This window comes from Mycobacterium sp. E342 (assembly GCF_001667665.1).
Lineage (GTDB): Bacteria > Actinomycetota > Actinomycetes > Mycobacteriales > Mycobacteriaceae > Mycobacterium.
In genome coordinates this window covers 1-15134 of record NZ_LZJM01000088.1, presented here as the reverse complement: position 1 = coordinate 15134, position 15134 = coordinate 1, and the positions used below count along the sequence as shown (strand labels likewise).

Here is a 15134-nt window from a genome sequence, read left to right as displayed (position 1 = left end):
CTGCGGTGGCGACCGGCCATCCTAGACGGACGGTCTCGGGATCTCGGTTGTGGGCGTGTCGTCGCTGAACTCTCGGTGTAGCACCAGGGAGCGCACCAGCGGGCGCGGCCCCTCCGCCCGAAGCATCTGACTCGCGGGGCGCGGACGAACTATCTGGGGCCACCAGAACCAGCGTCCGAGCAGCGCGGCAATGGACGGTGTCATGAAGGAGCGGACGATCAAGGTGTCGAACAACAGCCCCAGGCCGATGGTGGTACCGACCTGACCGATGATCCGCAGGTCGCTGGCCGCCATCGAGGCCATCGTGAATGCGAATACCAAGCCCGCATTGGTCACGACTTTACCGGTGCCGCCCATCGCCCGGATGATGCCGGTGTTGATGCCGCCGGCCATTTCCTCTTTCATCCGGGATACCAGCAGCAGGTTGTAGTCGGACCCCACCGCCAAGAGGACGATCACCGACATCGGCAGCACCATCCAGTACAGTTTGACGCCCAGGATGTATTGCCAGATCAGTACTGAGAGCCCGAATGATGAGCCGAGCGACAGCGCCACCGTGCCGACAATGACCAGTGAGGCTACAAAACTGCGCGTGATGATCAGCATGATGATGAAAATGAGGCAGAGCGCACCGACTCCCGCGATAAAGAGGTCGTAGGTGGAGCCGTCGCGGAAGTCCTTGAATGTCGATGCCGTGCCGGCGATATAGATCTTGGACGGCTCCAGTGGTGTGGTCTTGAGTGCCTCCTCGGCCGCCGTCCGTATCTTACCGATACGCGCGAGGCCCTCGGGCGCCGCGGGATCGCCCTTATGCGAGATGATGAATCGAGCCGCTTTCCCGTCTGGGGAAAGGAACTGACTCATCGCCTTTTTGAAGTCTTCGTTCTTGAAGATGTCGGGCGGCAGATAGAAGGAATCGTCATCCCTGGCGGCGTCGAACGTCGCGCCCATGGCGGTGGCATTCTCTTTTTGGTTTTCCATCTGCCCAAGCGTCCCGTTCATGGTGCTGTAACTGGTCAGCAACATGTTCCGCGCGTCTTCCGCGATTGCGATTGACGGCGGGAAAATCTCGAGCAGCTGCGGCAGCAGCGCATCCATCTTGTCCAGATCGACGATGAGCGCATCCAGCTTATCGCTCAGCGTGTCGACACCGTCGAGCGTCTCAAAGATATGCCTCAGCGACCAGCAGATGGGAATGTCGTAGCAGTGCCGCTCCCAGTAGAAGTAACTCCGAAGCGGTCGGAAGAAATCTTCGAAATCGGAGAGGTGGCCTCTGAGGTCCGATATAACGTCGCGCATTTCTTTGGTTTTGGCGATCGAGTCGTGCGTAATTGCCGTTATCTGCTTCTGCAATGCGTACATACGCTTCATCGTCGCGATTTGAAAGGACATCACGTCAGCCTGATGGAGCATGTCTTGCGTACGGTCTTTCATGTATTTCTGATCTTGCTGCATAACCGAATATTGCATTTGCAGTAAGAACGGTATCGACGTGTGCTGAATGGGCGTGCCCTCAGGCCGGGTAATTCCCTGCACCCGAGAGATGCCCGGAATCCTGAATATCGCCTTCGCAAGTCTGTGCAGGACCAGAAAATCCGCGGGATTGCGCATATCGTGATCCGATTCGATCATCACGATTTCGGGCATCATTCGCGATTGAGAGAAATGACGATCGGCGGCCGCGTATCCAACGTTCGCCGGAATGTCATTGGGCATGTAGAACCGGTTGTTGTAGCTGGTCTGGTAGCCGGGCAGCGTCACCAGACCCACGATCGCGACGGCGATCGTCGCCGCGAGGATGGGCGCGGGCCAGCGGACAATCGCCGTGCCGATGCGGCGCCATCGGCCGAACGCGAGAACACGCTTGGGGTCGAAGAGCCCGAAGCCACTCCCGATGGTGAGAACCGCGGGAACCAGCGTGAGCGCGATCACGACGGCCACGAGCATGCCCACGGCGCACGGCACGCCCATGGTCTGGAAGATCGGCATCCGGGTGAAACCCAGGCACAACATCGCGCCGGCGATCGTCAAACCGGACCCCAAGACCACGGGAGCGACCCCGCGGTAGGTGGTGTAGAAGGCCGTCTCCCGGTCCTCGCCGGCCTGACGTGCCTCTTGATATCGGCCGAAGAAGAAGATCGCGTAGTCGGTTCCCGCCGCCATCGCGAGGGCTACCAGGAGGTTCACGGCGAAAGTCGAGAGCGCGACGAGACTGTGATCGCCGAGGAACGCCACGATCCCCCTGGCGGCAAAGACCTCGATCCCCACGGTGACCAACAACAAAATTACGGTGAAAATCGACCGGTAGACGAAGAGCAGCACCACGAAAATGATGAATGCGCCCACCGCGGTCATCTTCAGAATCGATCGGTCACCGGCCTGCTGCATATCCGACAACAGCGCTGACGGGCCGGTGACGTAGACCTTGACTCCCGGTGGCGGGGGTGTCCGCGCGATGATAGCGCGGACCGCGGCAATGGAGTCCTGGCCCAGCGTCGTGCCCTGGTTGCCTGCGAGATTTATCTGCACATAGACGGCCTTGCCGTCGTCACTTTGCGCACCCGCCGCCGTCAGCCGGTCTCCCCACAGATCCTGTACGTGCTCGACGTGCTTCGGGTCGGCTTTTAGCGCGTGGACCAATTGGTCGTAGTACGTATGAGCGTCGTCCCCGAGGCGCTGCTGCCCCTCCAGCACGACCATCGCAATACTGTCCGAATCGGACTCCTTGAAGTCCCTGCCCATGCGCTGCATGGCCTGGACCGCCGGTGCGTCCTGAGGGGCCAATGGCACCGAATGTTCGCGACCGACCGTCTCCAGCCAGGGAACACCGAAGGTCACCAGCAGCGTCAGCGCCACCCACGCCAGCACGATGAGCACCGAAAGCCTACGGATGCTCCGGGCGAAGAAAGGGGCTCGAGCGTGCTCGGTGGTCATGCGGCCCTCAGCCGATGCGGGACGCTCGCGGCCTCGACCGCACCGTTCACTGCGGCGCAGCGGTGCATGCCGTCCCTGTTGTCCTGTGTCACGATGTTCCCCACGGTCGCGATCCCTGTGCTGAAAGTGGAAGTCCGGCAGTTAGAGCGGCTCTTTGAGCAACAGCGAGCGCACCAAAGGTCGGGGCCCCAACGGCCGAAGCAACGAGCTGGCGGGTCGCGGACGCACGCGTTGCGGCCACCAGAACCAGCGTCCCAGCAACGCGGCGACGGATGGCGTCATGAATGCGCGCACGACCAACGTGTCGAACAGCAGACCCAACCCGATCGTCGTACCCGTCTGGGCGACGCTGCGCAGGTCACTGACACCCATCGAAGCCATGGTGAAGGCGAACACCAGGCCGGCGTTGGTGACGACCTTCCCGGTGCCGGCCATCGCCCTGATGATGCCGGTGTTGATACCGGCGGCCAATTCCTCTTTCATTCGGGAGACCAGCAGCAGGTTGTAGTCCGACCCCACCGCCAAGAGGACGATCACGGACGTCGACAGCACCGTCCAGTGTAGTTGCAGGCCAAGAAGATACTGCCAGACGAGCACGGACAACCCGTACGACGCACCCATTGACAGCAAGACCGTACCGACGATCACCAGCGCCGCGATAAAGCTCCGCGTCATGATCAGCATGATGATGAAAATGAGGCAAATTGCGGCGACTCCCGCGATCAAGAGGTCCCATTTGGAGCCGTCCACGATGTCTTTCGTGATGGCCGCGGTGCCGGTGAGGTAGATCTTGGCATCCTCCAAAGGAGTCCCCTTGAGCGCCTCCTCGGCCGCGGTCTTGATGGGCTCCACGCGCGAAAGGCCTTCGGGCGTAGCTGGATCACCCTTTTGCGAAATGAGCATGCGGACATCTTTGCCGTCCGGTGACATAAAGATTTTCTCGACCCGCTTGAACGCCTCCGAGTCGTTGATAATCCCCGGCGGCAGGTAGAAAGAATCCTCGTTCCGGGATTGGTCGAAAGCCTGCCCCATCGCAGCCGAATTATTGCCCTGCGATTCCATCTGGCCCATGACGCCGCCCATGGTGCTGTGCATGGTCAGGATCATGGTGCGCATGCTCTGCATGCTTTCGATCATGGGCGGCAGCAAAACGACCATTTGCGGAAGCAGCACGTCGAGTTGGTCCAGATCCGCCACCAGCTCTTTGAGCTTGTCGGTTATCTCGTCTACGCCGTCGAGCCCATCGAATATCGATCGGATCGAAAAGCATACGGGAATGTCGTAGCAGTGCCGTTCCCAGTAGAAGTAACTCCGGATCGGCCGGAAGAAGTCTTCGAAGTCGGAAATCTTGTCACGCAGTTCGTCCGTGATCTCCTGCATCTCGTGCGTTTTGCCGACCATGTCATGGGTCGTGGCGACGAGCTCCTTCATCAGGCCATACATGTGCTGCATGATCTGGATCATCTTGCCCAGCTCTTCGGCTTGCTTGAGCATGTCGTCCATGCGGTCTTTCTGGAAGGCCATGTTCACCTGCTGGCTGGCCTGCGACATGCTCACGATCCAGGGGATCGTCGTGTGTTCGAGGGGGATGCCCTCGGGTCGGGTGACCGACTGCACGGTGGAAACACCCGGAACGGCAAGAACGCCTTTGGCCACCTTGTTCAAAACGATCATGTCGGCGGGATTTCGTAGATCGTGATCGCTCTCGAGCAGCAAAATCTCGGGCATCATCGTTCGCGATTGAGGAAAGTGGCGCTGTGCGGCAGCATTTCCCACACTCGCGGGAATATCGGTGGGGATGAATTTCTGATCGTCGTAGCTGGGGTTGTAATTCGGCAGGGTCAACAGACCGATAAGCGCGATCGCAAGGGTCGTGACGAGAATGGGCGCGGGCCACCGCACGATCGCCGTGCCGATCCGCCGCCAGCGATGGGTCGTAATTACCCGTTTCGGATCGAACACGCCAAAACGGCCGGCCACGACAAGAAGCGCCGGCGCGAGCGTCAGCGCAACCAAAACCGCAACGGTGATACCGATGGCGCAAGGGATGCCGAGGGGCTGGAAATACGGCAACCGGGTGAAGTTGAGGCAGAAAACCGCCCCGGCGATCGTCAACCCAGAAGCCAACACGACCTTGGCCACACTGCCGAACGTGGTATAGAAAGCCGTTTCTCTGTCTTCGCCGGCCTGACGTGCTTCCTGATATCGCCCGACGAAGAATATCCCGTAGTCGGTTCCCGTCGCGATGACCGCGGCGACCAGCAGGTTGACGGCGAATGTGGTGAGGCCCAATAGCTGGAGATGACCGAGGAACGCGACTATTCCACGTGACACCTGCAATTGCAGCCCGACCATCAGCAGCAAAAGAATTACCGTCAAGACCGACCGGTATACGAGAAGCAGGGTAATGAAGATCACCGCGAGGCTCGTGACGGTGACCAGCATGACGGTCTTTTGACCGGCGATGTTCATATCCGCCACTGTTGGCGCGGGGCCCGTCACATAGGCCTTCAAGCCGTTCGGCGTGGGCGTTCGCGCCACTATTTGCCGAACCGCCGCTACCGATTCGTCTCCCGCGGCACCACCCTGGGTGCCGGCAAGCTGGACCTGCACATACACGGCCTTTGAGTCGGCACTCTCCGCGGCTTTCGACGTGACCGGATCGCCCCAGAAGTCCTGGACGTTCTGCACGTGCTTATCGGCTCGCAACTCATGGATCAACTGGTTGTAGTACTTGTGCGCGTCGTCGCCCAGGGGTTGCTGACTCTCCAGGACGATCATCGCCAAAGCGCCGGAGTTCGTTTCCTTGAAGTCTTGGCCCAGGTGCTCCATCGCCTTGAACGACGGTGCGGCAACGGGACTCAGCGGGACCGCATTCTCCGCCTCGACCTGCTCCAGTGGGGGAACGCCGAGCGCCACGATGACGGCGATCCCCAACCATCCCAAGATGATGGGTATCGAAAGCGCATGGATCATCCGCGCTATGAACGGCCTTGACTGGCGGCCATTTTCCATATGCACGTCGTCGCTATGCACGTCGCTCATGTGGCCGTCAGCATGCAGTAGGTGAACGCGTTCAATTCGTGCGAAACCCTCTCGGCTTTGACAACCCCGTCAACCACGATGCGGCAGCCGAGCATGTCGCCATTGCCTTGTGCCACAACGTTTCCCAAGATTGACGGCAGCGTCGTGGAAATATCGAAAGACCATGGCACGGGCTGTCCGTTGACATGCACCGGGTTACCGTCGACGTCGAAATAGCTGATGTCGGCAGTTGTTCCCGGCGGACCGAAAATCTCGTACCTGATGTGCTTGGGGTTGAAAGGCTTGGTGTCTTTGATCCTGGTGTCGGCGTATGACTCGCGCTTCTCGGAGCCGAAGATGCCGTGCAACCGTGACACGGTCAAGCCTCCGGCGGCGACCACGGCCACGATGAGAAGGGGGATCCAAAGCCGCTTCAGCGCGGCAATGATTCCCGCTCCGCGGGGATGAGTTTGTTGGCGTCCGACCGGCCGCTGAGGGCCAGTCGGAGATTGGCGACCAATGCCCAAGAAGCCACGTCGGCGACCATTCGGCTGGCCACTGTCGCGGCCTTCCGTCGCGTCTCCGGGCCGGGCCCGCACGTCGGGTTCGGTCACCGCACCCCCTTCTACCCGTTTCACGTCGTCTTGTTATTCCGCCGGCCCTAACAAGCTGTTACACGTTGGAAGCGATACGCCAGGTGAGGGCACTCCGAATGCGGTGTACGTCGCAGACTAGTCGTGCTTCGGCACCTCATACGAGCCCCGCCCCCGGGGAGCGCGACCGAGTCTTCATGAGTAAACCACGCCAATCGTCTCCGTATCAGCCCTTCGGCAACGAGATACGGGATCGTAATGCATACCGCATGCGTAACGGCACTTTTTCGATCTTTCGGCCGGATGATTCACCCGGTTGTCACCGAGCAGTCCACGCAGTCCGGAACGGCACACGTCCACCCACGATGCGCCCGGCGGCCGAAGCCCGCTGAGTGATCAGCAGCCCTAGTCAGCTAACGACGATCGCCGCCCGGAGTCAATGGGTTCGCGGGGCCACCTTGCGTGGCAGCCGGTGGACGCTCCCAGAGTGGGTCGTCACACCCGTTTCCGCGATGTTCTCGCCGCCGCCGCCGGTTCGCCTCGTGGTGATTTTCGCGGTTGCTCCAGGGCCGGTATCCTGGCCGGTGACAACCACCCAAAATTGCATCGTCCTTGAAGGTCGACCACGCCCAATCGCCAACCGCACCGGTGGGCCTTTGTTGCAGGTCACAGCTGCCAACGGCGGCAGCTGCGCAGCCCACCAGTCCAATTCTTAGGCTGCGTTAAGAGCCTGACAGGTCACACCGGGAACTTTGTCCAAATCACGGCGGCACGCTGGTGCCTCCAGTAGGGTTTGGACCGTTCCACTCATGTCAACTAGGCATCCTGGAGAACCGTGAGCATCAATCCGTTCGACGACGACAACGGCAGCTTTTTCGTCTTGGTGAACGACGAGGAGCAGCACAGCCTGTGGCCGGCCTTCGCTGATGTTCCAGCCGGCTGGCGAGTGGTGTACGGGGAGACGGATCGCGCTGCGTGCTTGGAGTACATCGAACAGAACTGGCCCGACATTCGGCCAAAGAGTCTGCGCGACAAGCTCGCATCGGGTCGGGGTTTTGAGCAGTAACGAGTCGGGGTATGGGGCGGATGGAGCTTTGGGGGAGTCGATGGGAGATGGTGATCGCGCACTTCCGCTGACGCGCGGGCAGCTTGACATCTGGCTCTCGCAGGAAACGGGCTTCGTCGGCACGGAGTGGCAGCTTGGCCTCTTGATAAAGATCGAGGGTCCGGTTGACCGGGACGCGCTTGAGCGCGCCCTCACCCAGACCGTCGCGGAGGCCGAGGCCGGCCGGGTCTCGTTCTTCGAGGTCGACGGGCACGTCGTGCAGAAGCCGATCGACTACCCGAACGTCGAACTGACTTTCCACGACTTGACGTCCTTGCCGGATCCCGTGCAGGAAGCCCGCGCCATCGCGTCGTCCATCCAGCGCACGCCGATGGCATTGAACGGTCAGCTGTTCCAATTCGTGTTGTTCCAGACACAGGCTGCCGAGTTTTATTTGTTCGGTTGCTGCCACCACATCGCAATCGACGGATTGGGAATGGCGCTGGTATGCCGTCGAGTCGCCACGATTTATTCGGCCATGGCTGCCGGAAAACCCATTCCTGACGCCTACTTCGGTTCGGCCCAGGATTTGGTGGACCTGGAGTCGGAGTACGAAGCGTCCTCCGACTATCAGGAGGACAAGGAGTACTGGAGCCACAACCTGCCGCCGGAGACCTCGTGGGTTGACCGGCCCACCGACGCCCCGAGCGGCCGGGACCACTATTCGCCGTCCGCCTCCGTCCAGCTGGACCCGTCCGTCACCACCCGGATCAAGGAGCTGTCCAAGAAGCTGGGCATCCGCCGGTTCTCCGTCACCACCGCGGCCTGCGCGCTGCTGGTGCGGGCGTGGTCGGGGAGCGGCTCGCAGGTCGCGCTCGACTTCCCGGTGAGCCGGCGGGTGCGCCCGGAGTCGAAAACCCTTCCCGGGATGTTCGCCGGGGTGGTGCCGCTGGTGCTGGACACCCCGCCCACGGGCACGGTCGCCGACTTCTGCAAACACGTCGACATTCGCATCCGGGAGCTGCTGCACCACCAGCGGTTCCCCGTGCACACCCTCGAGAGCGATGGCCTCCGGCAGGCGGCGAGCCGGGTCGGCATCAACTTCCTCCCGATGCGGCTCACCCTCGACCTCGCCGGATCGCCGGCGACCGCCACCTACACCAACCACGGGCCGGTGGGGCACTTCAGCCTGTTCTTCCTCGGTTCCGGCGATCAGATGTTCCTGAGCACCGCGGGGCCGGGCCAGCCGTTCGCCGACTTCGGTGTCGCCGATCTGGCGGCCCGGATGCAGCAGGTGCTGGAGGAGATGACCGCCGACCCGGAGCGGTGGCTGTCGTCGATCGACCTGCTGGCCGCCGACGAGCCGGCCAAGCTCGACGAGTGGAGCAATCGGGCGGCGCTGGCCGAACCGGTGCCCGCCCCGGTGTCGATCCCGGTCGCGTTCGCCGAACACGTGCAGCGGACGCCCGATGCGCCGGCCGTGACCTGCTCCGCCAAGTCGTTGACGTTCGCCGAACTGGACGAGGCCTCCAACCGGCTGGCGCACCTGCTGGCCGGCCACGGGGTGGGCCCGGGTGGCTGCGTCGCGGTGATGTTCCCCCGGTGCACCGACGCGATCGTGGCGATGCTCGCGGTGCTCAAGACTGGTGCGGCCTACGTGCCGATCGACCCCGCGCACTCCGCGGCGCGCATGGAGTTCGTGCTCTCCGACGCGGCGCCGAGCGCGGTCATCACCACGGCCGACCTGCGTTCGCGGCTGGACGGCCACGACCTGCTGGTCGTCGATGTCCACGACCCGGCGGTCGACGCCCAGCCCGCCACGCCGCTCCCGGCACCGGCCCCGGAGAACATCGCCTACATCATCTACACCTCCGGAACCACCGGAACCCCCAAAGGCGTTGCGATTCCCCATCTCAACGTCACCTGGCTGATCGAGTCGCTCGACGCCGGCCTGCCCAAGGGGCAGGTGTGGACGCAGTGCCACTCCTCGGCCTTCGACTTCTCGGTCTGGGAGATCTTCGGCGCCCTGCTGCGCGGCCGGCGACTGCTGGTGGTCCCCGAGTCGGTGGCGAGTTCCCCGGAAGAGCTGCACGACCTGCTGGTCGCGGAGAAGGTCAGCGTGCTCACGCAGACCCCGTCGTCGGTCGCGATGCTGCCGGCGGAGGGCCTGGAGTCCACCGCGTTGGTGGTGGCCGGCGAAGCCTGCCCGACGGACGTGGTGGAGCGGTGGGCGGCGCCCGGGCGGGTGATGCTCGACGCCTACGGGCCCACGGAGACCACGGTGTGCGCGTCGATCAGCAAGCCGCTGACCCCCGGGTCAGCCGTGGTGCCGATCGGTTCGCCGATCGCCGGGGCGGCGATGTTCGTCCTCGACAAGTGGTTGCAGCCGGTACCAGCCGGCGTGGTCGGCGAGCTGTACCTGGCCGGCCGCGGCGTCGGGATCGGGTACGTGCGCCGCGCCGGCCTGACGGCTTCCCGGTTCGTCGCCAACCCCTTCGGCGGACCGGGCGCGCGCATGTACCGCACCGGCGACCTGGTCTGCTGGGGCGAAGACGGGCAGCTGCAATACTTCGGCCGCTCCGACGAGCAGGTCAAGATCCGCGGCTACCGCATAGAGCTCGGCGAAATCCAATCGGTGCTCAAGGGCCTCGACGGGGTGGACCAGGCCGCGGTGATCGCCCGCGAGGATCGTCCCGGCGACAAGCGCCTGGTCGGATACATCACGGGCACGGCCGATCCGGCCGCGATCCGCGCCGCGCTGGCCGACCGCCTGCCGCCGTACATGGTGCCGGCCGCGGTGGTGGTGCTGGAGACCCTGCCGCTGACCGGCAACGGCAAGCTCGACAAGCGCGCCCTGCCCGCACCCGAATACGCGACCGCGGAATACCGCGCCCCGGAGGACCCGGTCGAGGAGATCCTCGCCGACATCTATGCCCAGGTGCTGGGCCTGGAGCGGGTCGGCGTGGACGCCTCGTTCTTCGACCTCGGCGGCGACAGCATTCTGTCCATGCAGGTGGTGGCCCGGGCGCGGGCGGCCGGGATCCTGTTCCGGCCCCGCGATGTGTTCGTCGAGCAGTCGGTGGCCCGCCTGGCCCGGGTGGCCGAGGTGGCGGTCGACGGCGCGGGCGGCGCGGCCGACGACGGCGTCGGGCCGGTGGTGGCCACCCCGATCATGCGGTGGCTGCACGGCATCGAGGGCCCGATCGAGCAGTTCAACCAGACCATGGTGGTGCAGGCGCCGGCCGGAGCGACCGAGGCCGACGTGGTGGCGGTGCTGCAGGCGCTGCTGGATCGCCATGCCGCGCTGCGGCTGCGCGCCGACGACGACGGCGCGGGCGGCTGGTCGCTGCAGGTGCCCGAGGTCGGCGCGGTGGACGCGCGCGGCTGCGTGCACGCCGTCGACGCGTTGTCCGACGAATCGTTGGCCGAGGCACGGTCGCGGTTGAACCCGGCCGCCGGTGTGATGGTCAGCGCGGCCTGGGCGGAGTCCACCGGTCAGCTGGCGCTGATCATCCACCACCTGGCGGTCGACGGGGTGTCGTGGCGAATCCTGTTGGAAGACTTCAACATTGCCTGGGCCCAGCATCACAACGGGCAGCCCATCTCCCTGCTGGCGCCCGGGACGTCGTTCGCCCGCTGGTCGACACTGCTGGCCGAGCACGCCCAGCGGGCCGACGTGGTGGCCCGGGCGGACGAGTGGCGACAGGTGGCGGCCACCCCGGCCGCGCTGCCGGCGGCGCAGCCCGACGTCGACACCTACGTCACTGCGGGTCAGCTGTCGGTCTCGCTGGACGTCGAGACGACCCGGTTGCTGCTCGGTGAGGTGCCCGCCGCGTTCCACGCCGGCGTCGGCGACATCTTGCTGATCGCGTTCGGCCTGGCGTTCGCGGAATTCCTGGGCACCGGCGCGGCGCCGATCGGCATCGACGTGGAGGGCCACGGGCGTCAGGAAGAACTGGCTCCCCGGGTCGACCTGTCGCGCACCGTGGGCTGGTTCACCACCAAATACCCCGTGTCTTTGAAGGGCGGCCGGCTGAACTGGTCGCAGGTCGCGGCCGGCGAGGCCGCGCTGGGACCGGTGATCAAGGCCGCCAAGGAACAGCTGCGCGCCCTGCCCGACGGCCTGACCTACGGGCTGTTGCGCTACCTCAACGACGACGTGGACTTGGACGGGCCCGACCCGGTGATCGGGTTCAACTACCTGGGACGGCTCGGCGCGGGCGCCGACCTCTCCGACGAGCTGTGGCGGGTCAGCCACGACAGCCTGGCGGTGGCGGCCGTGGCGACCGCGGTGCCGATGCCGCTGGCGCACACCGTCGAGCTCAACGCCGGCACCATGGACACCGACGCCGGCCCGCACCTGCAGGCCAACTGGACGTGGGCACCTTCGGCGCTGGACGAGGAGCGCGTCAACCGGTTGAGCCGGTTGTGGTTCGAGGCGCTGGCCGGGATCTGCGCGCACGTCCGTGCCGGCGGCGGCGGGCTGACCCCGTCGGACATCGCGCCCGCCCACCTCACCCAGCACCAACTCGACGCCCTCTGCCGGCGGGGCGGCGTCGCCGACGTGCTGCCGCTGACCCCGGTGCAGCAAGGGCTGCTGTTCCACACCTCCTTCGGGCAGGTCACCGATGACCTGTACGCGGTCCAGCTGGGCATCACCGTCAGCGGCGCCCTCGACGCGGCGCGGCTGCGCGAGGCCGTCCACACGGCCGTCAAGCGGCACCCCAACCTGGTCGCCCGGTTCACCGAGGACTTCGGCGAGCCGGTGCAGGTCATCCCGGCCGATCCGCAGATGGCGTGGCGCTATGTCGAGCTGGACGCCGGCAACGTCGACGACCAGGTCAACCGGCTGTGCGCCGACGAACGCGCCGCGGTCTGCGACCTGGCGGATCAGCCGACGTTCCGCGCCATCCTGATCCGCACGGCGCCCGACCGGCACCGGTTCGTGCTGACCATCCACCACATCGTCGTCGACGGCTGGTCGCTGCCCGTCCTGCTGCAGGAGGTCTTCGCCAGCTACTACGGCGAGCGGCTGCCCGCCGCCCCGTCGTACCGCAGCTTCGTGACCTGGCTGACCAATCAGGACCGCGCCGCCGCGCAGGCGGCGTGGGCGCAGGCGCTGGCCGGGTTCGAGACCCCCACCCTGGTGGCTCCGCCCGGACAGATCGGCCGTCGGGGCGTCGCCGCCTTCCACGTGCCCGCCGAGACCACGAAGGCGCTCGGCGAGCTGGCCCGCTCGTGCCGCACCACCATCAGCACCGTGCTGCAGGGGGCGTGGACGCAGCTGCTCACCTGGATGACCGGCCAGCATGACGTGGCCTTCGGCACCGCGGTCTCCGGACGGCCCACCGAATTGCACGGCGCGGACTCGATGGTCGGCCTGCTGATCAACACGGTGCCGGTGCGGGCGAGGATCACCGCGACCACCACCGTCGCCGACCTGCTGGACCAGCTGCAACGCCTGCACAACGACACCGTCGACTACGAGCACCTGGCCCTGCCCGAGATCCACCGAGTCACCGGTCACGACCAGCTGTTCGACACCCTCTTCCTCTACGAGAACTACCCGATCGACGCGGGCGCGCTGCTGGGCGTCCACGAGCTGGCCGTCACCGACTTCAGCAGCCGGGAGTTCAACCACTACCCGCTGTCGGTGGTGGCCTCGCCGGGTCACGAACTGAGCCTGCGCGTCGAATTCGACACCGAGGTGTTCAACGCCGCCGCCATCCACACGCTGATCGAGCGGTTGCAGCAGGTGATGGTGGCCATGACCGCCGATCCCTCGCGGCGCCTGTCCTCGATCGACCTGCTCGACGCCGCCGAACACCACCGGCTCGACGAGTGGGGCAACCGGCCGGTGCTGTCCGAGGCGGCGCCCAAGCTGGAATCGATTCCGGAGCTGTTCGCCGCGCAGGCGGCCCGCGCGCCGGAGGCGGTGGCCATCACCTACGGCGACCGGTCGTGGACCTACGGCGAGGTCGAGGAGTCCGCGAACCGGTTGGCGCACCTGCTGGCCGGCCGGGGCGCCGGCCCGGGGGAGCGCGTCGCGGTGCTGTTCCCGCGCACAGCCGAGGCCGTCGTGGCGATCCTGGCGGTCCTCAAGACCGGCGCGGCCTACGTGCCGGTCGACCCGACGGTGCCGGACTCACGCATGCAGTTCGTGCTCGGCGACTCCGCGCCGATCGCCGCGGTCACCACCGCGGAGGTGCGGTCGCGGCTCGACGGCTCGAACCTGGACATCATCGACTTCGACGACCCCGCCGTCGCGAGCCAGCCCACCGGCGGGCTGCCCGCGCCGTCGCCGGACGACATCGCCTACATCATCTACACGTCCGGCACCACCGGCACCCCCAAGGGGGTTGCGGTGCCGCACCGCAACGTCACCCAGTTGCTGGAGTCCCTGGACGCGCAGCTGGCGCTGGGTCAGGTGTGGACGCAGTGCCACTCGCTGGCCTTCGACTTCTCGGTGTGGGAGATCTTCGGGTCGCTGCTGTACGGCGGCCGGCTGGTGATCGTGCCCGACGCGGTGGTGCGTTCGCCCGAAGAGCTGCACGCGATGCTGGTCCGCGAACAGGTCAGCGTGCTGAGCCAGACGCCGTCGGCGTTCTACGCGCTGCAGACCGCCGATTCGCTCGCGCCCGAGCTCGGCCAGCAGCTCAAGCTGCAGACCGTGGTGTTCGGCGGCGAGGCGCTCGAGCCGCAGAAGCTGGGGAAGTGGCTGCACCACCACCCCGGGCTGCCGCGGCTGATCAACATGTACGGCATCACCGAGACCACGGTCCACGCCTCGTTCCGGGAGATCGTCGACGGCGACGTCGACAGCAACGCCAGCCCTATCGGCGTGCCGCTGGCCCACCTGGGCTTCTTCGTGCTGGACGGCTGGCTGCGGCCGGTGCCCGAGGGTGTCGTCGGCGAGTTGTATGTGGCCGGCCGCGGGCTCGCGTACGGGTACGTGGGCCGCTCGGGGCTGTGCGCGACGCGGTTCGTGGCGTGCCCGTTCGGCGGCGCCGGCGCGCGCATGTATCGCACCGGGGACCTGGTGCGCTGGGGCGCCGACGGCCAGCTGCAGTACATGGGGCGCGCCGACGAGCAGGTCAAGATCCGCGGCTACCGCATCGAACTCGGTGAGGTGCATGCGGCCCTGGCCGGCCTGGACGGCGTCAACGAGGCGGCGGTGATCGCCCGCGAGGACCGCCCCGGCGACAAGCGGCTGGTGGGCTACGTGACCGGTACCGCCGACCCGGCCGAGATCCGCAACGAGCTCGGGGAGCGGCTGCCCGCCTACATGGTGCCCACGGCTGTGGTGGTGCTCGAGGCGCTGCCGTTGACGGTCAACGGCAAACTCGACACCCGCGCGCTGCCCGCACCGGAATACTCCGACGCCGACCACTACCGGGCGCCGAGCACGGCCATCGAGGAGATCCTGGCCGGCATCTACGCCCAGGTGCTGGGGGTGGAGCGGGTCGGCGTCGACGACTCGTTCTTCGACCTCGGCGGCGACAGCATCCTGTCGATGCAGGTCGTCGCCCGCGCCCGGG

5 protein-coding genes are annotated in these 15134 nt (G+C 65.6%); 2 read left to right on the top strand and 3 right to left on the bottom strand.

All coding sequences use genetic code 11. From position 1 onward, the window contains the following. Positions 1-21 precede the first annotated feature (21 nt). The 3 genes from A5692_RS05795 to A5692_RS05785 all read right to left on the bottom strand — a co-directional run bounded on the left by A5692_RS05795 (position 22) and on the right by A5692_RS05785 (position 6395). Positions 22-2934 (bottom strand): RND family transporter, encoded by a 2913-nt coding sequence (locus A5692_RS05795; protein ID WP_068053238.1) that lies wholly within the window; start codon positions 2932-2934, stop codon positions 22-24. Positions 2935-3075: 141 nt separating this feature from the next. Further along, positions 3076-5979, bottom strand: coding sequence for an RND family transporter (locus A5692_RS05790; RefSeq protein WP_082962390.1), 2904 nt, complete (start codon positions 5977-5979; stop codon positions 3076-3078). Beyond that, positions 5976-6395: an MmpS family protein gene (locus tag A5692_RS05785; protein WP_065442357.1), complete on the bottom strand. Its 420-nt coding sequence runs from the start codon at positions 6393-6395 to the stop codon at positions 5976-5978. The genes A5692_RS05790 and A5692_RS05785 overlap by 4 nt, the downstream gene beginning before the upstream one ends. 991 nt (positions 6396-7386) lie before the next feature. Here A5692_RS05785 and A5692_RS05780 point away from each other — a divergent pair. Further along, positions 7387-7617 (top strand): MbtH family protein, encoded by a 231-nt coding sequence (locus tag A5692_RS05780; protein ID WP_067919218.1) that lies wholly within the window; start codon positions 7387-7389, stop codon positions 7615-7617. Between the two features lie 40 nt (positions 7618-7657). Continuing rightward, positions 7658-15134 (top strand): non-ribosomal peptide synthetase (locus A5692_RS05775; protein ID WP_068053236.1); only part of this gene is annotated, 7477 nt, incomplete at its 3' end.